This window comes from Paenibacillus sp. Soil787 (genome assembly GCF_001429545.1).
Lineage (GTDB): Bacteria > Bacillota > Bacilli > Paenibacillales > NBRC-103111 > Paenibacillus_E.
The window spans coordinates 775342-798206 of the sequence record NZ_LMSP01000001.1 but is presented as its reverse complement, the minus strand read 5'-3'; the positions used below and the strand labels follow the sequence as shown (position 1 = coordinate 798206).

The 22865-nt window shown below is 46.3% G+C and carries 21 protein-coding genes; 14 read left to right on the top strand and 7 right to left on the bottom strand.

All coding sequences use genetic code 11. The features are described from left to right. Positions 1 to 151 precede the first annotated feature (151 nt). The gene (locus ASG93_RS03145) at positions 152 to 757 is read left to right on the top strand and encodes an ArsR/SmtB family transcription factor (protein WP_056828723.1); all 606 of its coding nucleotides are present in this window, start codon (positions 152 to 154) and stop codon (positions 755 to 757) included. A 3-nt stretch (positions 758 to 760) separates the two neighbouring features. Then, positions 761 to 1876 carry an aminopeptidase gene (locus ASG93_RS03140; protein WP_056828721.1) on the top strand — a complete coding sequence of 372 codons (1116 nt, stop codon included), beginning with the start codon at positions 761 to 763 and terminating at the stop codon, positions 1874 to 1876. Between the two features lie 536 nt (positions 1877 to 2412). On the opposite strand, the gene ASG93_RS03135 is transcribed toward ASG93_RS03140, so the two are convergent. Next, on the bottom strand, positions 2413 to 3264 hold the full coding sequence (locus ASG93_RS03135) for an AraC family transcriptional regulator (protein ID WP_056828719.1): 852 nt from the start codon (positions 3262 to 3264) through the stop codon (positions 2413 to 2415). Positions 3265 to 3527: 263 nt separating this feature from the next. On the opposite strand from ASG93_RS03135, the gene ASG93_RS03130 reads away from it, so the two are divergent. From ASG93_RS03130 to ASG93_RS03110, 5 genes are all read left to right on the top strand, one after another. Continuing rightward, a complete protein-coding gene (locus ASG93_RS03130) occupies positions 3528 to 4379 on the top strand; it encodes a sugar phosphate isomerase/epimerase family protein (RefSeq protein WP_056828717.1) in 852 nt (283 codons plus the stop codon). A gap of 128 nt (positions 4380 to 4507) precedes the next feature. Next, positions 4508 to 5182: a TVP38/TMEM64 family protein gene (locus ASG93_RS03125; protein WP_056828714.1), complete on the top strand. Its 675-nt coding sequence runs from the start codon at positions 4508 to 4510 to the stop codon at positions 5180 to 5182. A 973-nt stretch (positions 5183 to 6155) separates the two neighbouring features. Continuing rightward, entirely contained in the window at positions 6156 to 7097 is a 942-nt protein-coding gene (locus tag ASG93_RS03120; RefSeq protein WP_056828712.1) for an aldo/keto reductase, read from the top strand. Next, entirely contained in the window at positions 7094 to 7849 is a 756-nt protein-coding gene (locus ASG93_RS03115) for a sugar phosphate isomerase/epimerase family protein (protein ID WP_235550708.1), read from the top strand. Before ASG93_RS03120 ends, ASG93_RS03115 begins: the two co-directional genes overlap by 4 nt. 237 nt (positions 7850 to 8086) lie before the next feature. Next, positions 8087 to 9115 (top strand): LLM class flavin-dependent oxidoreductase, encoded by a 1029-nt coding sequence (locus ASG93_RS03110; protein ID WP_056828710.1) that lies wholly within the window; start codon positions 8087 to 8089, stop codon positions 9113 to 9115. 101 nt (positions 9116 to 9216) lie between these two features. Here the strand turns inward: ASG93_RS03110 and ASG93_RS03105 are convergent, their stop codons facing one another. After that, positions 9217 to 9525, bottom strand: coding sequence for a hypothetical protein (locus tag ASG93_RS03105; protein WP_056828707.1), 309 nt, complete (start codon positions 9523 to 9525; stop codon positions 9217 to 9219). 76 nt (positions 9526 to 9601) lie between these two features. Here ASG93_RS03105 and infC point away from each other — a divergent pair, with 76 nt between their 5' ends. Then, positions 9602 to 10087 (top strand): translation initiation factor IF-3, encoded by a 486-nt coding sequence (infC, locus tag ASG93_RS03100; protein WP_056828705.1) that lies wholly within the window; start codon positions 9602 to 9604, stop codon positions 10085 to 10087. 642 nt (positions 10088 to 10729) lie between these two features. Here infC and ASG93_RS03095 read toward each other — a convergent pair. Beyond that, a complete protein-coding gene (locus ASG93_RS03095; RefSeq protein ID WP_056828703.1) occupies positions 10730 to 11323 on the bottom strand; it encodes a C39 family peptidase in 594 nt (197 codons plus the stop codon). A 1-nt stretch (position 11324) separates the two neighbouring features. Between ASG93_RS03095 and ASG93_RS34780 the strand changes: the two genes are divergently transcribed. The 3 genes from ASG93_RS34780 (at position 11325) to ASG93_RS03080 (ending at position 13691) form a co-directional block, all read left to right on the top strand. Further along, positions 11325 to 11627, top strand: coding sequence for a hypothetical protein (locus ASG93_RS34780; RefSeq protein ID WP_056828701.1), 303 nt, complete (start codon positions 11325 to 11327; stop codon positions 11625 to 11627). A gap of 310 nt (positions 11628 to 11937) precedes the next feature. After that, positions 11938 to 12444 (top strand): hypothetical protein, encoded by a 507-nt coding sequence (locus tag ASG93_RS03085; RefSeq protein WP_056828699.1) that lies wholly within the window; start codon positions 11938 to 11940, stop codon positions 12442 to 12444. Next, positions 12441 to 13691, top strand: a complete 1251-nt coding sequence (locus ASG93_RS03080) for a M48 family metallopeptidase (protein ID WP_056828697.1) — start codon at positions 12441 to 12443, stop codon at positions 13689 to 13691. Before ASG93_RS03085 ends, ASG93_RS03080 begins: the two co-directional genes overlap by 4 nt. Before the next feature lie 380 nt (positions 13692 to 14071). On the opposite strand, the gene ASG93_RS03075 is transcribed toward ASG93_RS03080, so the two are convergent. The 4 genes from ASG93_RS03075 to ASG93_RS03060 all read right to left on the bottom strand — a co-directional run bounded on the left by ASG93_RS03075 (position 14072) and on the right by ASG93_RS03060 (position 19059). Next, entirely contained in the window at positions 14072 to 15220 is a 1149-nt protein-coding gene (locus tag ASG93_RS03075; protein ID WP_056828695.1) for a conserved virulence factor C family protein, read from the bottom strand. A 172-nt stretch (positions 15221 to 15392) separates the two neighbouring features. Next, complete coding sequence (locus ASG93_RS03070) at positions 15393 to 15980, bottom strand: guanylate kinase (RefSeq protein WP_056828693.1); 588 nt, start codon at positions 15978 to 15980, stop codon at positions 15393 to 15395. A 156-nt stretch (positions 15981 to 16136) separates the two neighbouring features. After that, positions 16137 to 18179, bottom strand: a complete 2043-nt coding sequence (locus ASG93_RS03065; RefSeq protein ID WP_063891745.1) for a DEAD/DEAH box helicase — start codon at positions 18177 to 18179, stop codon at positions 16137 to 16139. A 199-nt stretch (positions 18180 to 18378) separates the two neighbouring features. After that, complete coding sequence (locus ASG93_RS03060; protein ID WP_056828691.1) at positions 18379 to 19059, bottom strand: hypothetical protein; 681 nt, start codon at positions 19057 to 19059, stop codon at positions 18379 to 18381. 278 nt (positions 19060 to 19337) lie between these two features. Here ASG93_RS03060 and coxB point away from each other — a divergent pair, with 278 nt between their 5' ends. The 3 genes from coxB (at position 19338) to ASG93_RS03045 (ending at position 22864) form a co-directional block, all read left to right on the top strand. Further along, positions 19338 to 20354, top strand: a complete 1017-nt coding sequence (gene coxB, locus ASG93_RS03055; protein ID WP_056828689.1) for a cytochrome c oxidase subunit II — start codon at positions 19338 to 19340, stop codon at positions 20352 to 20354. Between the two features lie 66 nt (positions 20355 to 20420). After that, the gene (gene ctaD / locus ASG93_RS03050; RefSeq protein ID WP_200984447.1) at positions 20421 to 22253 is read left to right on the top strand and encodes a cytochrome c oxidase subunit I; all 1833 of its coding nucleotides are present in this window, start codon (positions 20421 to 20423) and stop codon (positions 22251 to 22253) included. Further along, positions 22250 to 22864: a cytochrome (ubi)quinol oxidase subunit III gene (locus ASG93_RS03045; RefSeq protein WP_056828684.1), complete on the top strand. Its 615-nt coding sequence runs from the start codon at positions 22250 to 22252 to the stop codon at positions 22862 to 22864. The genes ctaD and ASG93_RS03045 overlap by 4 nt, the downstream gene beginning before the upstream one ends. Position 22865 lies beyond the last annotated feature (1 nt).

Here is a 22865-nt window from a genome sequence, read left to right as displayed (position 1 = left end):
GAGACTGCAATTGACATGAAATCCTTTTGGCATTATGATACGGTTAAAAAGATTTGACCGTCGTTTAATTAATCTCATTAAGAGATTTAGAGTTGACCATGAGCGCATGTTTCAAGGCTAGATTGGTACAATAGAGGGAGGTCGAGTCCATATGAAGCTGCAACCGGTTTTTATTATTGAAGAACTTGAGCAATTAAAAACGATAAGCGATCCGCTTCGCGCTAAGGTGTTACTTTATTTAATAGAGAAAGCATACACCGGTCAGCAGTTGGCCAAAATGCTGGGAATGGCGCGTGCGAAAGTGCATTATCATTTGAATGAGCTTGAGAAGCATAGCTTGATTTCGGTCGTTCGTACGGAACTCAAGAATGGTATTTTGCAAAAGTTTTATCGTGCTGTAGCCCGCGGCTTCGTCCCTAGTGAAAAATTGCTGCCATACGTCTCAGAGGTAGAGAATTACTATCGCGAGAGGACGCTTAGCGTACTTGGACGTGCCAGACGCAGAGCGATTAATGCCCCTGAAGAGGCGTTTCAGATTCCATCTTCTGATCGTACACAATGGCCGATTATCATGACCCAGGTCGAAGTCAAAATGAGCAAAGAGAAATATGCAGAATGGCTGAGAAAGTTTCGTGCTCTTATCTTTGAGCTCGATGCGTCGCAGGAAGAAAATGGGGAGTGGTTTTATTTGACTACGGTCGGCTTTCAAACGAATGAGCCGTCTTTTGACCCTGTTGTAGAAGAAGAGGAGAGATAAAGCATGCTAGATCCAAGACTAACGAAGCTCGCAGATGTGCTTGTGAATTATTCGGTTAAAGCGCAGCCTGGCGAAAATATTTTGATAGAAGCGTATGGCATTGATTCAGCTCTTGTGAAAGAGCTCGTGAAAAAGGTTCACGCAGCTGGCGCGCATCCTTTCGTCAATGTTAGAGATCACATAATTATGCGTCAACTCATCATGAACGGTACAGAAGCTCAAATGCAAACATGGGCAGATGCCGATGCTTTCCAAATGAAACAAATGCAAGGCTACATAGGTGTGCGCGGCGGAGCCAATATTTATGAACTGTCGGATATTCCGGCAGATCGGATGAAGCTATACAATTCGATTTATTATCAACAAGTTCATTTTGATGTCCGGATTAAAGATACGAGATGGGTCGTTCTGCGTTACCCAACGTCTTCCATGGCGCAGCTTGCCAGCATGAGTACGGATGAGTTTGAGGAGTTCTACTTCAACGTATGTACGATGAATTACGGTAAAATGTCCAAAGCTATGGATGCTTTGAAAGCCCTAATGGATCGCACAGATAAGGTGCGTCTAGTTGGTCCAGGCACGGATTTGACGTTCTCGATTAAAGGAATCGGCGGCGTTAAATGCGATGGGGAGCTCAACATCCCGGATGGCGAGGTGTACTCCGCACCGGTCCGTGAGTCAGTGAATGGTATCATTTCCTACAATACGCCAACGCCTCATGATGGCTTCATTTTCGAGAATATCGTACTTGAATTCGAAAATGGTAAAATCATCAAAGCGACAGCTAACGATACAGATCGAATTAATGAAATTTTCGATATGGATGAAGGTTCACGTTATATAGGGGAATTCGCGATTGGCGTGAATCCTTACATTAAAGAGCCGATGAAAGATACGCTTTTCGATGAGAAAATCGACGGCAGTTTCCACTTTACACCAGGTAATTGCTACGATGATGCCTTTAACGGCAACAAATCTTCCTTGCACTGGGATATCGTGAATATCCAACGTCCGGAATACGGCGGCGGCGAAATTTGGTTTGACGATGTGCTCATTCGTAAGGACGGTATTTTCGTACTGCCTGAGCTTCTGCAGCTGAATCCGGAAAATTTGAAATAGAATAGACGAGGGGTTCGGTAGTCAAATAGCTAGCTGCAAATTTACGAGGGATCTCCTCGAATCAGTTTGATGTATTTTGTGCAGCAAATTTGACTCTAACGCGCTTATATGCATGATTTAACTGCAAAAAGTGCAGCAAAATTCGGCGATCAGGCTGTCTTTTACTCAAAATCGGGAAAAAAGATGCACTCTCTGCAGCAAGTCAACTCGTATAGAGTGATTCCTCGAGAAATTAATGCACTTTATGCAGTTACTTGGCATCAGAGTTAGCGCTCTCCTAGTCTCCGGATTTCATTCTGTTCTGATTACCCTCTCCACAGTCCCAACAAAAAAAGGTTGTCCAAAGTCATGAAGACTTGGGCGACCTTTTTCTGTGTGGTGACTTTTTTCAATTCTGTCTAGCACCCTTTTCAATGGCACTTCTTCAATTTCTGTCTAGCGCCCTTTTCAATGTTCTTCAATTTCTGTCTAGCTCTCTTGTTCATCAGCACCATTTCCATTCGCTATCATGCACTGTTCCATACGCCATTTCGCGCTCAAACCCGCCGCTGCTGCGCCTGGTACTGACGAGGAGGAAGGCCGACAGCCTTCTTAAACGTCCTAATAAAGTTGGAGTAGTCGTTGAAGCCTGCTAGCTGGCAGGTATCTGTGACTGTTGAGCCTTCGCGCAGCAGCTGTTTCGCTTTGGCAATGCGCTTGAACAAAATGTGCTCATGAATGGTGCTTCCTGTGTGTTTTTTGAACAGTCTGCATAGGTAGGAACGATTCATGAACACGACGTGTTCCAGTACCTCGAGCGACAGATCTTGATCTAAATTTTCGTCAATGTAGGTGAATAGAGAGGAGAGCTTGTCGGGAATCATGATCTGTTCCTCTTGTTTGCCTTGATTTTGAAAAACTCGATTGATAAACACGAGCAGCTCGATAAAGGCTGAAACAAAGAGGATTTCCGATCCTGGGAGCGCTTGAGGCCTTTTATGCGTCTCCATACGCTCATAAAGCTTCATGATGTCATCAATCTGCTGTGGAGTCAGCCGCATCCGGTTTTGCTCACCAAATATACGGTTATTGAAGCAGTCGAGCAAGTTAAACTGCGGAGAACTAAACGCCTCCACTAGCGTAGGATTGAAATGGATCACGACATTCTCATATCGCTGTTTTTTGGATTGAAAATTAGGGCGATGCAATTCATTACTGTGCATGATCAGCAGATCCCCATACTGCAGGGGGTAAACCTGTTTTTCGATGAAGTAGTGAACGTCTCCAGTTAGGAAAAAGTATATTTCATAGTGATCCTGATGCTGGTGGAAATCCAATGGAAGCGGCTCATGGGTCACGCCATGTCGAAAATTGATCATGCGATGTAGATTCTGGTAAAGTTCCTGCATGTGAAGCTCTCCTCTATTTAGCTGGAGTCAATATTAGCAAACTTTTGCCCAATTAATGCAATGAATACGTTTTTATTATACTGCAAAATAAAGAATAGATAAACAATCAACCTGCTCTGAAGCATATTCCGTCCGAATAGAGCTTTAGCTCGATCGGAGTCTAAACTTACCATTTAAAGCGGTTATACATCACCGAATTGCTTCGATAAGAGTTTAGACAATACTTTGCGGGGGCCCCAAATGAAATTAGGAGGCATATTCAAATGAAATTATCCGTATTTACTGTAGCGACACCTGACCTGACACCAGAAGAACTAGCCAAGGCGGCAGTTATTGCCGGAATTGAAGGCATTGAATGGCGTTTTAAAGATGTTTCTGCTGACGCGGTGAATGAGAAGCCATCTTTCTGGAGAAATAATCTTTGTTCCATTAATCCGAATGGTTCGGATGAAGATTTGGAACGTTTCCGACTTGCTGCTGTTAACAATAACTTGGTGAATTTGAGTGTGACTCCTTACTTAAACGCTTGTAATGTTGCAGAGACCGAGCATGTTTTCAAAACGGCTCAGAAAATAGGAGCGTCCTTCATTCGTATTGGTGTTCCCGGCTATGACAAGAGTAAAAATTATAATGACTTGTATGCAACGGCTGTGGATTACTTACATCATGTGCAGGAATTTGCTCAGCAGTATGGCGTTAAAGCCTTAGCTGAAATTCACCATAATACGATCACGCCAAGTGCTGGATTGGCACATCGACTGGTTTCGGGCTTTAATCCGGATTACATTGGTGTTCTGCATGATGCGGGCAACATGGTCCATGAAGGATACGAGAATTACCGCATGGGTCTTGAGCTGCTGGGACCTTATCTAGCGCATGTTCATGTTAAAAATGCAAGATGGTTGCCAACCGGCGAAGAGCAAGATGGCATCAAGCTTTGGAAAAGCGAGTGGTCACCACTAAGCGAAGGTATCGTCAATTGGAAACAATTGTTGAGTGACCTAAAAGCGGTCGGCTACGATGGTTACCTCGGCATTGAAGATTTCAGCGGTCAATATGGTTCGCAGGATATGTTGAATAACTTCGCTTCGAAAGTGAAGCAATGGTTGGCATAAATGATTGTATGTTCTTAGGAGTCTCACCGTCTTCAGCGGGTGGGGCTTTTTTGCATGCCAATGGTTGATATTTAGTCCTTGCTTTGTGTAAGATTGAACCCAAGAACTCTGGGCAAAGGAGGGGAGCTATGGCGCGCTCGAAATCGCTCTGGATACTATTGTTATGGTTTATAATCGCTGTCGCGGGTCTGCTTGTTTTGAAATGGACCGGTGTATGGGAGCGCTTGGATCTGGATTGGCTGACCGGTTGGCTGCGTGACTTAGGTCCACTTGGCGGGCTGCTATATATTATTGTTTACACGCTTCGTCCATTGGTGTTATTCCCGGCGACGCCGTTGACCCTGTATGGGGGCTATGTGTTTGGAGCTTTCTGGGGGACTATCTATGATATTATTGGGGCTGGCGCTGGGGCGATGCTTTCTTTCTATATTACTCGCAAATGGGGTCGCAACAGCTTTCAGCGGATTTTGCGAAATAAGAAGCTGCAGTCTTTCGATCAGAAGGCCGAAGACAAAGGCTTTATGGTCGTCCTGTATATGCGGCTAATGCCTTTCTTTCCTTTCGATGGCGTGAGTTATGGGGCAGGACTGTCCAAAATTCGCTTCTGGGACTATACGTGGGGAACGCTGATAGGTATAATTCCGGGTGCCGTTGTTTATAACGTTTTTGGCGCATCGCTGCAAGATATTGGATCGGGTAAGTTTTATGCCGCAGTTGGAATGTACATCGCTTTTGCGTTAATACCGCTGCTTCTGAAAAAGGCACAGGCTCTAAGGACTCGCGATCGGAAAAAGCGTATATAGAAGGTGTAGGGGGAGAATTGCGAAATGCAGGGGAAATCGTGGTAGCCAGATTTATCTAGGTGCTCATGATCCAAGTGATGAAAGACAAAAGGGCCGTCAGGATTGTCCTGACGGCTTTTTTGATTAGGGGTAAGCTGGGAATCCTATGATGGTTAGCCTCAGAGAGGCAAGTTGTTGTACAACGTACAACAATTTCCCTGATTTCTTCTCGGTATGCTTAGAATGTTGTATGCCGTACAACAATTTAGCCTTTTTAGAGGCTATAGTGCTACTTTTGGCTGAAAATGTTGTATGTTATACAATAATCGCGAGGAAAACGCGGATTTGCTTGCATAAAGTTGTACAAAATACATCTTTACACGTGTGAGTATATAACTTGGGCGTAGCTAACTTTCTTTCAAACACTCTCGCCTCAAGAAAGTCGTCAGGTGTTTGTTTACATAAATAGGGAGCATATGTTTCAGTATCCAAAAAGTCGGAATCTTATCTATGATTCACCGCGTCTATAGGTTTTTTCAGAAGAAATAGTTAGGTTTGAAAAAGAACCATTTGGTGATCGGTTAGGCTGGCAGAAACGGAAGTCGTATCCTTATTCAGGTTAGAACTTTAAATACTTTATAGATTTATGCCATTGTCAAAAGAAGGTAATCGATTTATACTATGAATCAGAAGCATATAAAATCTTCTGGTATCGATACCAGAACGCCTTTTACGTATTTCAGATGCAACATCATTGGATATTTTAACACTATTTCTGGTATCGATACCAGAGGCTTTGGACCGCATGAGAGTTATATCGACAAGCGTCAAAGAGTGAAAAGAGTGAAAAGAGGACAGATACTTCCTGGCGGTCGATGAGATGTTTGAAGATTCACGCTTGAACTCCGTTAGATGCCGGTATTTAAAGAGGATGATTAGAACGGCAGCCGTACTTATTGGTGTGGGTCAGTCAATGTTTGAAGGAGGATTCAGGATGAGATATATGTACATCAAGGGCGTAGACAAACCCATTTCCCGGTTGTTCATGGGAACGGGAGATTTGAGAAAATTGGAAGAGCCTGAGCGGATGATGCTCGATGCTTACATTCGCGCTGGAGGCAATGCCTTCGATACCGCTCATCAATATCGTGGCAAAGAACTGATTCTCGGCCAATGGCTTGCGGAACAGAGGAACCGGGGAAAGGTGGTCATTCTAACGAAGGGTGCTCATCATGATGACGGCAGCCCGGGTCCACGAGTAAACCCGCAAGCGATCCGCAAGGATTTAACGGAGAGTCTAGAAAGGCTAGGAACGGAGTATGTCGATCTATATGCGCTGCACCGAGACGATCCGAGCGTGGCGGTCGGACCGATCATCGAAGAGCTGAATGTACACCTTGAGGCCAAGCGAATCCGGGCTATTGGAGCGTCTAACTGGTCCCATAAGCGAATCCAGGAAGCGAATGAGTATGCGGCTGCCCATAAACTCGCAGGTTTCACATTCAACAGTCCGAATCTTAGTCTTGCCAAGCCTAACGAACCCCGCTGGGAGGGCTGTGTTTCGGCTGATGAGGTTACCTGCGATTGGCATTCGGTCAATCAATTGCCATTGTTGGCATGGTCCGCCCAAGCTGGCGGATTTTTCTCAGGAAAATTCACGCCAGACAATCGTGCGGATGAGGAAATGGTACGCGTGTACTATAGTGAAAATAACTGGGAACGTTATCGTCGTGCCGCGAAGCTAGCGGAAGAGAAACAGGTAACACCGATTCAAATAGCCTTATCCTACGTTCTTAATCAGACTTTCCCGACATGTGCAATCATTGGGCCTCGAAACCCCAAGGAACTGGATTCCTCGATACAAGCAATGAATTTGCCTTTAACTGAGCAAGAGGTCGAATGGTTGGATTTGAAAAGGGAGGAGATGGCGGAATGATTAAACATAAATTGGCTGCGCAATTATATACGTTGAGAAACGAATTGAAAAAAGATTTCCCAAGCGTGCTGAGAGAGCTGAAAAAGATGGGATGGGCGGCCGTCCAAATCGATGGGTTACATGGAAACCCTGCAAAAGATATTGCTGCGGTTATGAATGAAATTGACTTGCAAACGGCTGGTATGCATGTTGGTTTGGAGCGATTGAAGAACGATATGGACGCTGTATTGGAGGAGGCACGCCTTTTCGATACGAAGGATCTGATCTGCCATTCCCTACCGGATGGGCTGCAAAATCCAGAAGGATATGCTAGTGTGCGTCAAGATTTGTTGCAAGCCGCTTCCAAAGTCAGTGGCATGGGATACCGCGTAGGGTATCATAATCACGATTTTGAATTTCATACGACAATCGGCGGGAAATTTGCGCTGGCATTTTTGCTGGAAGATCCGGCTATTTATGCAGAGATTGACACCTACTGGGTAAAAAAGGCGGATCAAGATCCGCTGTCCTTCATGCAAAATTATGCTTTTCGTATGCCAATCCTTCATCTGAAGGATATTACAGCAGACGAAAGAAAATATTTCGCTGAAATCGGAACGGGATTGATTGATTTCGCACCAATTCTGAAGTGGGGATTGCAAAATGGTGTAGAATGGTTCGCTGTTGAGCAAGATTATTGCCCGGGAAACCCGATGGATAGCCTGGCGTTAAGTTATGCCAATTTGCTCAAGTTAGAGAAATTGATTCATTGAAGTGGAGAGAGACTGGTGCTGCGTATCCTTGAGTTTGGCAGCTTCAAACAGGGGGTTAATAAAAAAGCAGTCATAAAATTTCCTCTTAACCATACACTTTTAGTAAGTAAGAGGAATGGATTAATCAAAATTTAACAATCCGGGACAACGCCAATAGGGGTTTGTCCTTTTTCTTTTGTTGGTCGGACGTTGTATAATCAAGATCATCGGCAGATGACTCAGAAAGAAGGGATGACAATGCTGAAGTTAAGTATTCTTGATCAGTCACCGGTATCATCCGGGTTTACGCATAGCGAGGCTTTACAGCAAACCATTGGGTTGGCACAGGTGGCGGACCGTCTCGGCTACACCCGATTCTGGGTGTCGGAGCATCATAACTCGGCAGGCCTTGCCGGCTCCTCGCCAGAGGTGCTCCTCTCCACGCTGGCAGCCCGTACGAGTCGTATTCGACTAGGCTCCGGCGGCGTGCTGCTGCCCCATTACAGCTCCTACAAGGTCGCTGAGAATTTCCGTATGCTCGAGGCGCTCTATCCGGGGCGCATCGACCTTGGCATCGGGCGTGCGCCCGGAGGCACGCCGCTTACGGCCAAAGCGCTGCGAGGCATCAGCGCTGACATGTTCGAAGGACTTGAGCGGTTCCCAGCGCAAGTCACAGATCTTCTTGGGTTCCTCGCCGACTCGGTGGAACCCGGGCATGTGTTCGAGGGCATCCGGGCCACCCCTTTGGTGGACTCGATGCCCCAGGTGTGGCTGCTCGGCTCCACCGGGCAGAGCGGGGTTTATGCCTCGCAAGCAGGCGCAGCGTTCTGCTTCGCGCACTTCATCAACGGAGCGGGCGGACAGCATGCGGTGCGCAGCTACCGCAGCTCATTCCAACCGTCCGCGCTGAATGTCGTACCGCAGGCGACGGTGTGTATCTATGTGCTGTGCGCAGAGACGCAGGCGGAGGCCGAGGGGCTTGCGGCTTCGATTGATTTGCGCATCCTGCAAACGGAAAAGGGCGAATTCACAGGAGTGAAATCGCCCGAAGAAGCGGCTGACTATGTGTACTCAGATTGGGATCAAACAAGGGTAAGGGACAATCGATCCCGTATGATTATTGGTGATCCAAACCAAGTGAGAGAGCAACTGCTGAAACTAGCCGAAAGCTACCAAGTCGATGAAGTGATGGTCGTGACTGGCGGCTACCGCTATGAAACGAGACTGCAAACAATTGAATTGTTGGCTGAAGCTTTTAACCTTGAGATGAGGCAGCATGCTTTTTAAGTAGATAAGAAAGTATAAGTTTTATTACACTTCGCGTCATCAGTCTTGACAAACGCGCTCGTCCCAGAAGGACGACGGAGTCATTTATCCTTGGAGAACGATTAACGGTTCTTTCTCGGCCGCTTATCGATTTCTTGTGTGACGATGAAGGCTAGCTCCTCATTGCCGAATAGAGAAAGTACGCCTAGTACAGTGTCGTCAGGGACTTCACCGGCTTCATCTTTGGGAACCGTTAAATCAAGAGCTTGCTGCAGAGCTTCGTTATTAGGTTGGTCTGGATATGCGCTATGATAAAGCGCAGCAGGATCCAAATCATGGTTGATACACCATTGCGCAAAAACGAGGATCATCATATGCTCTTCACGTTTGTAATTTTCGATCATTTGCTCTTCTAATTGTTTATTATTCATATTGGGTTAGACATCTCCTTAAACAACCTCTTCCTGTTGATGGGTTCATTATAGCGAAAGATTAGGTGTAATCACAATGATTAAGAATGAGAAAATCAAAGCATCCGAAGTTCATGTTACGGGATTACTTGGCGAAGATCTGGGCGTAATGTCCACGAAGGAAGCACTGCAGCTAGCGAAGCAGCTGAAAGTGGATTTAATCTGCACCTCTCTGATGAGCAGTCCACCTCCCTGTAAACTCATTGGCGCGGGGCAAGCGAAGCAAGAAGCACTGCAGGAAAAGCAGCAGGCCCGCAAGCGGGAGCAACCACCTAAAGTCAAGGAGCTCCGCTTAACGCCTCACATCGAAGATCATGACCTAGAGACGAAGAGGCAGCAGGCGGAGCGCATTCTGCAAGGCGGTGACGCTGTGCTGCTGGTCGTGAAGATTTCAGGCAAAGAAGGCGCGAAGGCAAAAGAATTGCTTGAGACGCTGACCAAAGATTTGAGCTCGCATGGACGTAAGCACACAGGCATACAGCTTAGCGGTAAGCAAGCGGCTGTGCAAATGGATCCCTTATAAAAAAAGCCTGGACTACTCGGCATAGATCGAGCGGTTCATGCTTTTTTTAAGTAGTTCCATGCTGCGTTGCGGCATCACTGATGAATGAAAATTTTTAACTTTCAGGGCAGAAAGTATAAGTTTTATACTTTTGCTTCGCACCTACCTTGACAAACGCGCTCGTCCCAGAAGGACGACGGAGTCGTTTATCCTTGACATAAAAGTATAAGTTTCGAGGTAGAGCTAGGACTCCCCCTTTCTAATTTTTTTGTCAGCTTCTTCAATTCGCCTAATGATGAGAGTCGATTAGGGGACAAAATAAAGACTGTGTGATACGAACTTCAATGAAGCGCAGATCAGCTTTTGTAGAATGGCTGCATGTATACATCCTTTTTACCTCTTATTTAGCTCGGTAAGTAAAATGCATGCAAAAATACACTTTTTCGCAGCTACTTCTCAGGTACAAGCAGAAATGCTTCAATAATACTGTATATTTGCAGGAATTCCTCCCTAATCGTCGGACTCGATTGAAAAGCCTGCACTTATGCAGGCTTTTTTAGTAGACAAGAAAGTATAAGTTTTATACTGGTGCTTCGCACCTAGCTTGACAAACGCGCTCGTTCCAGAAGGGACGACAGAGTCGTTTATCCTTGAGGCGCTCTGTTAATTAACTGTAATCGCTTGAGAACCCATCTGTTCCCAGACTATTTTGAAATCAGATAAAACATAAGCTTCCTGCTTTCCGGTCATAGGATCGTTCATATAGGCGTAATCGTCGTCCCAGCCTGTTAAGAGTAAGGCGTGCTCGGGTTGATACCACTCGACCGGCTGCCCCTCCTCATCTTGCCATTCCATCTCCAGATAAGGTGTATCCATATGTTCGGTTGCCCAGATCATGGCTGGTTTTCCTTGTGCAATAATCGTGAGCAAATCATCAAAGGCAATGCCAGACAAATCCCTAACTCGACCGGGTAACCATTGATCCAGCATGTCCGCGATCGGCTTATGATAAATACCATAACCTACCTCATAAGGGCTGCCTACAAACACATTTTTGGGATTACTGCCAATAAATGCTCCGTCGTCATTCACATAGGGCAACTCGCCTAAGGGGAGTGCATTAGCGACCTCCTCTTTGGATACGGGGACTCCAGCCCAGTTTAGCAGCATCGTGGCAACGACTGCTTCGCATCCGTTCGGAAGCTCGGGCAATTGCGATAGAGCAGTAACATTTTCTAACTGAAAATGATGATTCATCTTGGGTTTAATCGACGGTACAGTCGAAGGTATTGATATTGTCACTGGTACTGTCACTGGTACTGTCACTGGTACTGGTACTTGTACTTGTACTTGTGCTGGTTGTTCTGTACCATCCAGATTTGGTTTAGTAGCGGATATAGGTAATACCTTCTCTAGAGCAGGGGATGTAGGCATAGCGATTGCCAAACCAAAGATGCTGAATATCATTAAAAAGCAACAAGTTATTTTCTTCATTTCCCACGTCCAATCTGGGTTGTCTTCTCATTACAACATGGGTAAATGGAAAAATCAAATAAAGTGACTGACTACCTATTTTTGCAAATTGAAAATGATCAAACCACAACCAATGCACATACAATAACAACTGTCGCATAGTCTAGGAGAACGGGTGACCGCGCATTTGCCCATGATTTTATTAGATTTATGAACCGAAAAAGGCTTGGCGTATTTGTTCGTAGAAAGTATAAGTTTTATAATTTTGCTTCGCATCTACCTTGACAACCGCGCTCGTCCCTGAAGGACGACGGAGTCGTTTATCCTTGGTGAGGTATAAGCTCATGGAATAGGGTAAAATGGGAGAATGACCCGTTCAATGGACATAGGAGAGACATATGAATAAACACGAGGATCAGAAAAAGGCGATGGAACAAATCGCAATTGATATTTTTCTGGATTTATACAATGTGAATAATGAGGTTCCCCTACAGATGGTTCAGCAGCAAGAAAAGCCTGACGCGCTGCTTAAGGATGCCAGAAATAATCGAGTAGGGTTAGAAGTCACCCATCTGTTCTACGATACCGAGGAAGCACGGCTTATGCTGTCGCGTTCCCAGTTGACTAAGCCTAGCGCCGAAGGAATTGATACGTTTATTCAGGTCATTAATGACCGCATTCAAAGTAAGGAACATAAATTAAAAGATTACTCTCATGATTATCCCTGTATGCTGCTTATTCGTAATCTATCTCTTTTGTTTGGGATGTCCGATATACTTGGCCGGAAGCGTAATCTGGTCCTAAGAAATGGACATTTCACCCAAGTGTGGCTGCTGTCTAGAGACTTTACACCAGACTGGTTATTGATTAATTTGAACGAAGTTGGCCGTGGAGGTATGAAATGAAGCGTTTCTACATAGGTCTTGTCGTAACCTTCTGTGTATATGCGTTAACCTTAATCGTATATTTCTTAAAAGGGAATTTATTCAAAATCCCACTTGAACTTATTGGAACCAGTGCTGACCCTCATACGTTCATGACCACACAAGAAATTACGAAGGCTGAGTCCTTGTCACGCATACGGTCGTTAGCTTTTTTCCTAAGTACTCCGCTACAGATGGGTGTCCTAGTGGCCCTGCTGGGAATTGCAGTACGGTTTCGCCGTGTGGCAGAAAGGATGTTCCGCGCCTCCTTCCTGCAGATGGTTGCTTTTGTATTTTTATTTACCTTGCTTATGGACGTGCTCTTGCTGCCGATTGATTATTTCCTGTTCAAAATCGATCAGGCTTACGGGTTGTCCACGGAAATGCTAGCCTTATTCTGGAGTGATCATGGCAAAGATTTTCTGATTAATGTCTTGGGTACGACAGTTATCGTATGGATTTTCAGAGGGGTGCTAAAATGGAGTCCTAACCGTTGGTGGCTCTGGTTCTGGCTGGTATCTATTCCGCTAATTTTGTTCGTCACCTTCATCCAGCCCGTTGTGCTGGACCCGCTGTATCACGACTTTCAACCGCTCCAAAATCAAGAGCTAAAGGCACAAATTCTCCAGCTTGCTGCGCGGTCACAGATCCCTGCGGATCAAGTATATGAAGTCAATATGTCTGAGAGGACTAATACAATTAATGCCTATGTGAACGGCATTGGGGGGAATGCCCGTATCGTTCTTTGGGACACGATACTGCAGAAGCTGCAGCCTGATGAGATTTTGACCGTGATGGCTCATGAAATGGGACATTACGCCGAACGGCATATCTATCTAGGAATTGCCTACGGAATCCTTCTTAGTTTTATCGGTTTCTGGTTTGCCTTTCATTCTTATCGTTGGTTTATTCGGCGATGGGGTTCAATTTGGGGAATTCGAGGGGAAAACGATTTAGCTGCTCTGCCGATCTTACTGCTTATTGTGACGATTATGAGTTTTGCCTCGGCGCCAGCGCAAAATGCGTTCTCAAGAGTCATCGAGCATCGTGCAGATGCCTATGCTATGAAAATGACGGGAGACGGCAGCGCCGCGATCCGCGCCTTTCAACATATTGCCAAAGAAAATCTCAGCCCCGTCACGCAACCGAAGCTGGTTCAGTGGTTTCGTGGCTCGCATCCAACGATTTTGGAGCGGATTTTGTATTTCGAGCAGTTTGAAAAGCGTTAGGTCGCTGTCCCCTGTTTATTACGTAAAAAAAGCACGGAAGGTAGCCAGATTTTCTGGTTAGCGTCCGTGCTTCTGTTTTTTGAAACAATGGAGAATTAGCAAGGCTAGTTGTACTGTGTACAACAATTTTCCTTGATTTCCTCTTAGAAGCTGAGAATGTTGTATGTTCTACAACAATTTAGATATTTTATAGGCTATATGGCTATTTTTGGTTGGAATTATTGTATTTTGTACAACATTCGTGAGGAAAAGGGTGATTAGCGTACCTAAAAGTTGTACAAAGTACAACTCTACACGGATAAGCAAGCAATGCTTCTGCATCATTGGGGTTTCACATACCGCCATACACAATGTACTTAGACAGCTTGTTCATTGAAACACTATTCGTTTCTACGAGTCATTTGCTGCCATACGGAGCCTTCGGCGGCATGCCCGCCTTCGATACGCTCGAGTGCGATTTTCACCTGCATGCGCACTTCGAATTCAGGATCGTCGACAGCTTCGTGCAGGGCACTCAGCACGGTATTGTCTCCGACTTCGTACAAGAAGCGCGCCGCGCGCCAGCGGACTAGCTTGTTGCGGTCTTTGAGCGCCTTCGCCATGGCCGGCATGGCGGCAGGGTCTCCGAGGTCGGACAATGTATCGCCTGCGGTCCGCCGAACGGAAGGTGTATCGTCTTCGAGGGCACGATACAGGAAGGGCAGTACCTCGGGTTCCTTAATATCCCCGAGGTACACGGTTGCTAGTCGCCGAATCGACGTGTTCTCGTCCTGCAGGGCATGGACGAGAAGGGGCAGCGTCTCGAGCGACGGCTGGATCTTCTGAAGCGCGGCGTAGCGCAGCTTCCAGTCGCTGTTGCGCAGCTGCGCAAGGGCTGCGCTAGCATCTTCAACCTCCGCGGATTCCTCCGCGGGGGCTTCTTCTGAGGTCTCCCGCATCGCGAGGGAGACCAAGCTTTCGACGCGGGCGTCGTCGTAAGAAGCGTCCAGCTCCTGGACGACTTCGCCCGCGATTTCTCCGAGCTCGCCGTAGCGTACGCCGAGTTCCTCGAGCTTCCGCTCCTTAATCAGGTTCGGCGATGCCGTACCTGCGCGAACTGCCGCCTCAGTGAAGCGCTGCGGCATTCCTACGCGCACTTCCTCTGCGCCAGCGCGGACCCTCACCTGGAGCGGAATGCCACGAAACATCTGCACGAGGACTTGTGCCTCACCGAATGCGGTTTCAGCCGTGGGCTGCTGTTCCGGAGGCAGGCCTCCGTCTGCAGATGGCTGCGCTTCGCCAAAAATCTCAAGGGCTCTGGCCAGAATGAACTGCCAGTCCCCCTTAGAGGTGCGGTCTACGGCAATGAAGTCCGCTGCGTGGAACACACTGATCACGCCTTGGACAGCTAGCAATTGTCCCATATTTTCAGGTGCTTGCTTGCTGTTTTCTTTCGTATATGTTTTTCGCACACCAGTAGGTAGCGACTCATCCATATTGAGCTTCATCGAGTTCGGGCTAGGTGTAGGTTCAATTGATATAATTTTCAAGTGGACAACTCCTTTATGAAGGCATCACGGCCGTTAACTGTTACGCAAGGATAAACGACTCCGTCGTCCTTCAGGGACGAGCGCGTTTGTCAAGGTAGATGCGAAGCAAAAGTATAAAACTTATACTTTCTTATCTACTGGACCCGGACGAAGTTCCGTCCAGGTCTGTTATTTAATCTAAATCAACTAAATTGCGATTTAAGTACTGATCCAACGTTTTCGTTAAATCAAACACGGTATGCGCTAGATCAACATTCTCAAACACATGATCACATTGGTCACGGAAAGCTAATTCCTCTTCGTAATAAGAGAGATACTTTGAAATGAGTTCTTCAGAATCTCCGCTTTCTTTCATCCGTTGTTCAAGTTTATCACGCCCGGCATGAATGAAGATAAGGACTACGTGATCTCCGTAAATCTTTTTGAGGGTTTCGGCGCCAAAGCGGTTCAAGATTAAATAAATGCTTCCGCTGAGCTCGAACATGTGTTCAATATCTGCACTTTTGATGCCATACAAATGGTCATTAACTGTACTAACCTCAATGAATTCATCAGCAGCTTGCGCTTTAACAAACTCAGCAGGAGAGATAAAGTGATAATCTTGACCATCTTCTTCGGTAGCCTTCGGAGGTCTGGTGGTATAAGAGATGACTTGCTTCATGCCGAGCGTAGAGCCTGACATTTCCGCGACCGTCTTACGACCAGCACCGTGAGGACCGGTGAATACAAAAATCATTTCCTTGTCCTTTAATGCGTACATGGAACATACCTCCTTAATGGGAATTGTGGGGGGTAAATCCTACGTGCGTGCAACGGTATGAAACGATTTTTGATTAGTAGGATCACTTGCAACCGTATTTATATTTTACAACGTTCGGGTTATTCGGTAAAGTCTTGCTTGGAAAGCGCTTTTTTCCTAACGCTTTCCGCCACGCCCACCACCGCGAGGTGCACTGCCGCGGGAACCGCCTGATTGACCGCCGCGAGGCGAGCTGGATCTGTCGCCCCGCGGCGCTCCGCCACGAGCCCCGAAGCTGTCACCGCGAGGCGCACTGCCGCGTGCTCCACGCTCGGCACTGTCGCCGCGCCCGCGTGCCTGGCCGCCGCGTTCGCCGCCAGCTTGCCCGCCCCGCGGAGCGTTCGGTCTGTCACCCCGTGGCGCTCCGCCACGGGCTCCAAAGCCTTCACCCCGCGGCGCTCCGCCACGGGCTCCAAAGCCCTCGCCCCGCGGCGCTGCTGCCCCGCGAGCTCCGCGCTCCGCACTGTCGCCACGGCCTTTGCCGCCGCGAATCGTACGTGACGCGCTTGCTGCGTCGTCACGGCCCGTGCCGGCATACTTATTATATGGCGAGTAAGACTTATCGCCATGAGGAGCAGAACGTCTCCGCTCTGTACCTTCACCGCGACCTTCAGCGCGAGGTGCTCGTTCAGCTGCATTTCCGCCGCTCCATGACTTAGTGACGCGTGCTTTAGCTGCGTTCATGTTGTCACCGCGACCTGGCCCAGCATTCGTCGCTGCTGGGCGCTCCTTACTCTCAGCGCGTCCCCATGTGTTCGGATTACGTTCCGAGTTAACCTTCTCAGGACGTGGGCCCGTACGTGCACTTCCAGGTGCTGCGGTTCGCGAACCGAATTTATCGCCTCTAGAGGACGAACTTCTAGTTCCATATTGAACGTTGTCTCGACCGCCACGGCTAGCTTCACGAGCGCCTGATCTTCCGCTGCGTCCGCTGGCTGCACTGTTTCTTTCATTACGGCCCCCGCGTGATTGGCCGGCGCTGCTTCTGCGCGCGGAACCTCGGCCATCCGTGTCTACATATTCCTCAGAGTTGGAACGAACACGTCTTTGCTGCTGTTCCGGACTTCTCAAGGACATCCGAATCCCTTTTTCGATTAATTCAATGGTAGGCATATCTCGCTGTGTAGCAAAAGTAACAGCTACACCCGATTCACCAGCACGGCCAGTTCGGCCAATACGGTGAATGTAGCTCTCGGCATCTTGCGGGACATCATAATTGAAAATATGAGTGACGCCTTCAACATCTAAGCCGCGAGCTGCGATATCCGTTGCAACCAAAAGTTCGATTCGCCCGTCTCTGAAACGCTTCATGACTTGCTCGCGCTTCGCTTGAGACAAATCACCGTGAAGCTCATCCGACATTAAGCCGATTTCCTGCAAAACCTCATTGAGCGCTATAGCCTTAGCTTTCGTCCGACAGAAAATCATCGCAAGATATGGCTTATATTCTTTAATGGCTGCGATCAAAGCATCTTGCTTGTCTCGATCTGTCGTTGGAACAAGGACTTGTTTAATTTCTGTCAAAGTCACTTGTTTACTTTGAATTTTAATTTCCTTAGCTTCTTTCATATAAGCTTTGGATAGGTTTACGACCTGCTCAGGCATAGTTGCAGAGAAGAGGAGCGTTTGACGATAAGGCGACGTTTGGGCAATGATATCCTTCACTTCATGAAGGAAGCCCATATGCAGCATTTGATCGGCTTCATCTAATACAAGTATTTTCAATTTATAGAAGTTGATAGAACCGCGGCGAAGGTGATCAAGCAATCTTCCCGGTGTCCCTACTACTATATGTATGTTGCCTTGTAGCTTTCTAAGCTGCTTTTCTACATCTTGCCCGCCATATGCGGCCAAAACCTTTGCTCCTGTAACTGGGACGAGGATTTTCAGCTCGTTGCTAATTTGAATAGCTAATTCACGTGTCGGTGTCAATATAAGTGCTTGGACATCTGGGCTTTCTACATCAATTGTTTCTAATATAGGAAGTACGAAGGCAAGGGTTTTACCTGTACCTGTTTGGGCTTGTGCGATAACATCTGTACCTTTTAATAAAACAGGAATCGCTTCTTTTTGAATGGGGGTCGGTTCTACGACTCCTCCAGATTGTAAAACGTTGACAAGACTTTCTCTAATTCCTAATGAGGCAAATCCGTTTGACATGGTAAATTGGCCAGCTCCCTTTTTCCTGCTAATATGGGACTTTGGTCATTGACCAGAGTCTCTCCTTGTTAAAGACGATTCCCTCATTGTACAGGAATGCCAGACAAATGAAAACAGGAGCCGACCAACAAGCAGTGTAATTACTACTTTATATAGAAGGAATTTTCATGAATTCAAGTAGTTTGCTTCTACATTATTGTTAAGGCAATACTTGCGCAGTGCCGAAAACGCGAGTAACCGTTTGATTGAAATCCGTTAATAACGGCGTCAGAGAATGGCCTTTCCAGCTTTCTTGGGCGTAGTTGTTCATCTTATTAAGGAAATCACGGTTTGCTGAAATGTATACATCCATGATGTTAGGCTGCAGCGTACGAATTTTCTCGGCCATAGCTTGTTTGAATCGATGAGAAAGCATATCGTGGTGCACGGCAGTTTCATAACTATTGAAGCCATTGTTTAAATCATTGGACGGCATGGTGTCATTGAATGGCGCATGATCGTTATAAAAGCCTTTGTTAGTCCCCTGATTATTCGTCTCTCTGGTGGAACCCTTGGTACCAACAGCACTGCTGTCAATCATTAGAGCGACGTAAGCATTTTGATCCGTAGTCATGACGATGGCTGTATTTACCCCATTCATAGCATGTAATTGATTGGATAGAAATTGGCTGTATTCCAGCTTTGCATTGTTGTGCGTAACTGGACCATAGAGCTGTTGGGTTTGATAAGCTCTTTCGGTTTCCTCTGTTTTTTCGACAGGGGCGCCAAAATTCGTGTGGTCGGGACTTTTCCCATATTCTCTTCCATTCTCTCCACAACCGGATAATGTGAGCAGGAGGAATATCATTCCACAAATCGGAAAACCTAACTTCCTGAGCATCAAAAGAGACCTCCCATATACGTTGTAATGTTCATAGGATGGGATGTTTCTGCGCTTTTATTCGTGATCTCAAATAAAGGCTTTTATGCATAAAGAGGCGGGTGTATGGAAATAACCATGGAGGGAAAATATATCGCTACAGAGCGGTTTAAGAACAATTTGTGAACTTCCCTCCAGCGATTGACAAAAACTTTTCACGAATTTATAGTTAATAAAGTGAATTGACATGGGCATGGCCTTCGTGGTAAAAATATTGTTTTAAAAGTGGGGTTGATACAATGAGTCGATTGAAAAAGTTATGGCGTCTGGTGCCCCTTTTAGCGGCAATGACGTTCTTGCTAACCGGGTGTGGAGACCCAACCTTGTCTGCTTTAGTGCCAAAAGGTCCTGTGGCAACCGAGCAGCTTTATTTAATGAAATTAAGTCTCTTTATCATGGTTTTTGTCGTAATTGTCGTATTTGCGATTTATGTGTATGTATTAATTCGCTTTCGTAAGCGTGAAGGTGATAATAGCATACCTAAGCAAGTTGAAGGTAGCCACGTGCTTGAGATTATCTGGACAGTCGTTCCGATTCTTCTTCTGTTAGTACTTGCGGTGCCGACAGTGTCCTACACGTTTAAGCATTCAACGAATTACAATAAGGACAAAGATGCGGTTCATGTCAAAGTAACTGCACATCAATTCTGGTGGCAGTTTGAATATCCCGATTTAGGCATCGCTACAGCTCAAGAGCTTGTCGTACCTAAGGATAAAATTATTGCATTCGATCTTGTTTCAGCTGATGTGGCTCATGCCTTCTGGGTACCATCCCTAGGTGGTAAAGTGGATACAAATCCAGGAATCCATAATACGCTTTATCTTAAAGCTGACGAAATCGCAACCTTCCAAGGAAGATGTACAGAGCTTTGTGGAGCCTCGCATGCCTTGATGAACTTTACCGTTCAAGCGAAATCTGAAGCCGATTTCAATGCTTGGGTCGCGAAAATGAAAGCTCCTGCTACTGTGCCGGCAACTGCACAAAAGGGTGAAGAGCTTTTCAAAGAAAATTGTATGTCTTGTCACGCTGTTAATGCAAACGGTCCTGGTGTTGCTCCTAACCTTAAAGGTTTCGCTGATCGCGATACACTTGCCGGAATTCTGGAACACACTCCTGAGAAAATGGCATTGTGGATACATAATCCGCAAGAACAAAAACCGGGCAACAAAATGCCGGCTTTTGGTAAAGAAGCAGGCGGTAAGCTTGATGACGGTCAAATTAAAGATATTGTTCAGTACTTACAGACTTTGAAATAAACTTCTCAGGTAAAGGAGGTTAATACGTTGGCTCACTCTCATCCAGTAAAAAAACATACCGGTCTGATGGATTGGCTTACAACAGTCGATCATAAGAAAATCGGTATCCTGTACTTAATAGCGGGCGGCTTCTTCTTCCTCGTAGGAGGACTTGAAGCTCTCTTGATTCGGATTCAACTCGCTTATCCCGATCAACACATTTTTATCGGCGATTCATTTAACCAATTAACTACGATGCACGGAACAACGATGATTTTCTTTGCGGCTATGCCGGTCATCTTCGCATTCATGAATGCCATCGTTCCTCTACAAATTGGTGCAAGGGACGTTGCGTTCCCTTTCGTTAACGCACTTGGTCTCTGGTTGTTCATCGCAGGTGGCGTATTAATGAACACGAGTTGGTTCTTGGGTGGTGCACCTGATGCCGGTTGGACGGGGTATGCTCCATTATCCTCGATAACGGACACCGGTTGGGGACAAACACTTCAAAACAACCTGCAAGGTACTGATTTCTACGTACTAGGGTTACAAATTGCAGGAATCGGTACTTTAATCGGGGGGATTAACTTCCTCGTTACGATTATTAACATGCGTGCACCAGGTCTTACGTATATGCGTATGCCGATGTTCACATGGTCTGCTTTCGTTACTTCTGGTTTGATCGTACTTGCATTCCCAGCGATTACGGTTGCCCTTGTTGAGCTTATGTTTGACCGTATCTTCGGAGGTGCATTCTTTGATGCAGCCAGAGGCGGTAACAATGTACTATGGGAGCATTTATTTTGGATTTTTGGGCATCCCGAAGTTTACATTTTGATTCTTCCAGCTTTCGGTATTATTTCTGAGATCGTTTCGACTTTCTCGAAAAAACGTCTTTTCGGATACAGCTCCATGGTATTTGCAACAGTTTTGATTGGTTTCCTAGGCTTCATGGTTTGGGTTCACCATATGTTTACAGCAGGTTTAGGTCCTGTAGCCAATTCCATCTTCGCGATTGCTACTATGGCGATTGCAGTTCCAACTGGCGTAAAGATCTTTAACTGGTTATTCACACTTTGGGGCGGACAAATTCGCTTCACAACAGCGAATATTTTCGCAACAGCCTTTATCCCAACATTCGTAATGGGTGGAACGACAGGGGTTATGCTTGCGATACCAGCAGCAGACTTCCAGTATCATGATACGTATTTCGTTGTTGCACACTTTCACTATGTTATCGTTGGTGGTCTAGTGCTTGGCTTGTTCGCGGGTCTTTACTACTGGTGGCCAAAAATGTTCGGACGTATGCTGAACGAAGGAATGGGCAAACTGCATTTCTGGTTGTTCTTCATCGGCTTCCATTTAACATTCTTCCCTCAGCATTTCTTGGGACTCATGGGAATGCCGCGTCGTGTCTTTACGTACCAACCTGGACATGAACTCGAAGTGGGTAACTTCGTATCAACGGTAGGCGCGTTCTTGATGGGTATCGGTACATTGGTATTCCTGATCAACATTATTACAACACAAAGAAAACCAGTTACGGCCCCTTCAGATCCATGGGATGGACGTACATTGGAGTGGACGATTCCTTCACCTGCACCTGAGTATAATTTTAAACAAACACCGCTTGTTCGCGGATTAGATGCATTCTGGAAAGAAAAAATGGCGGGTAATAAAGAGATGACTCCGGCAGAACCAGTTGGTTCGATTCATATGCCTTCCGCATCTATATTGCCGCTTGTTATGTCCGCTGGTTTGTTCATTGCAGGATTTGGTTTTATGTACCGAAACTACTATGTAGCTGCCGCGGGTATCATTGTTACATTTATTGCAATGTTCTTGCGTTCCGTATATGACGATCATGGTTGGCATATTGAACCGGAAGAGCTTGAAGATGACAAGGGGGTAAAGGCATGAGTACTCATCATACGGGCGCACTGCCTGCAAATCCGGAAACGGCTACCCTCGAAGGGAAAAATAAAGTCCTCGGATTTTGGTTATTCCTTGGTGCCGAGGTTGTATTGTTCGGTTGTTTATTCGCAACCTACATTGCGCTTCGCAACTCGGTTCCAGATGGTCCTACAGCGGAAGAACTTTTCGATCTTAAAACAGTGGGCTGGTCCACTTTTATCCTCTTAACATCGAGTTTGACTAGTGTATTCGCGATTATTGCGATGCATAGACAAAAGCTTGGTCAATTGCTTGGATGGCTTGTTGTTACTGTTTTGTTCGGCCTTACCTTCTTAGGGCTTGAAATTACTGAGTTTGTTGCTTATGTGCACGAAGGTCACAAGTTCACAACAAGTGCTTTCTCTACTTCGTTCTATACTTTAGTCGGGTTCCATGGAGCTCACGTAGCATTCGGTGTTTGCTGGATTACGCTGTTGGTTTTGCAAGGACTCAAAAAAGGTCTTACGGTTGTTACAGCACCTAAGTTTTATGTAGCAGCCTTGTATTGGCACTTTATTGACTTAGTCTGGGTATTTATCTTCACAGTCGTTTACCTGATGGGGAAGGTGGGTCACTAAG

Coding starts and splice junctions, on each gene's coding strand:
- ASG93_RS03145 (WP_056828723.1), top strand. CDS start 152: ATGAAGCTGCAACCGGTTTTTATTATTGAAGAACTTGAGCAATTAAAA.
- ASG93_RS03140 (WP_056828721.1), top strand. CDS start 761: ATGCTAGATCCAAGACTAACGAAGCTCGCAGATGTGCTTGTGAATTAT.
- ASG93_RS03135 (WP_056828719.1), bottom strand. CDS start 3,264: ATGCAGGAACTTTACCAGAATCTACATCGCATGATCAATTTTCGACAT.
- ASG93_RS03130 (WP_056828717.1), top strand. CDS start 3,528: ATGAAATTATCCGTATTTACTGTAGCGACACCTGACCTGACACCAGAA.
- ASG93_RS03125 (WP_056828714.1), top strand. CDS start 4,508: ATGGCGCGCTCGAAATCGCTCTGGATACTATTGTTATGGTTTATAATC.
- ASG93_RS03120 (WP_056828712.1), top strand. CDS start 6,156: ATGAGATATATGTACATCAAGGGCGTAGACAAACCCATTTCCCGGTTG.
- ASG93_RS03115 (WP_235550708.1), top strand. CDS start 7,094: ATGATTAAACATAAATTGGCTGCGCAATTATATACGTTGAGAAACGAA.
- ASG93_RS03110 (WP_056828710.1), top strand. CDS start 8,087: ATGCTGAAGTTAAGTATTCTTGATCAGTCACCGGTATCATCCGGGTTT.
- ASG93_RS03105 (WP_056828707.1), bottom strand. CDS start 9,525: ATGAATAATAAACAATTAGAAGAGCAAATGATCGAAAATTACAAACGT.
- infC (WP_056828705.1), top strand. CDS start 9,602: ATGATTAAGAATGAGAAAATCAAAGCATCCGAAGTTCATGTTACGGGA.
- ASG93_RS03095 (WP_056828703.1), bottom strand. CDS start 11,323: ATGAATCATCATTTTCAGTTAGAAAATGTTACTGCTCTATCGCAATTG.
- ASG93_RS03085 (WP_056828699.1), top strand. CDS start 11,938: ATGAATAAACACGAGGATCAGAAAAAGGCGATGGAACAAATCGCAATT.
- ASG93_RS03080 (WP_056828697.1), top strand. CDS start 12,441: ATGAAGCGTTTCTACATAGGTCTTGTCGTAACCTTCTGTGTATATGCG.
- ASG93_RS03070 (WP_056828693.1), bottom strand. CDS start 15,980: ATGTACGCATTAAAGGACAAGGAAATGATTTTTGTATTCACCGGTCCT.
- ASG93_RS03065 (WP_063891745.1), bottom strand. CDS start 18,179: ATGTCAAACGGATTTGCCTCATTAGGAATTAGAGAAAGTCTTGTCAAC.
- ASG93_RS03060 (WP_056828691.1), bottom strand. CDS start 19,059: ATGCTCAGGAAGTTAGGTTTTCCGATTTGTGGAATGATATTCCTCCTG.
- coxB (WP_056828689.1), top strand. CDS start 19,338: ATGAGTCGATTGAAAAAGTTATGGCGTCTGGTGCCCCTTTTAGCGGCA.
- ctaD (WP_200984447.1), top strand. CDS start 20,421: ATGGATTGGCTTACAACAGTCGATCATAAGAAAATCGGTATCCTGTAC.
- ASG93_RS03045 (WP_056828684.1), top strand. CDS start 22,250: ATGAGTACTCATCATACGGGCGCACTGCCTGCAAATCCGGAAACGGCT.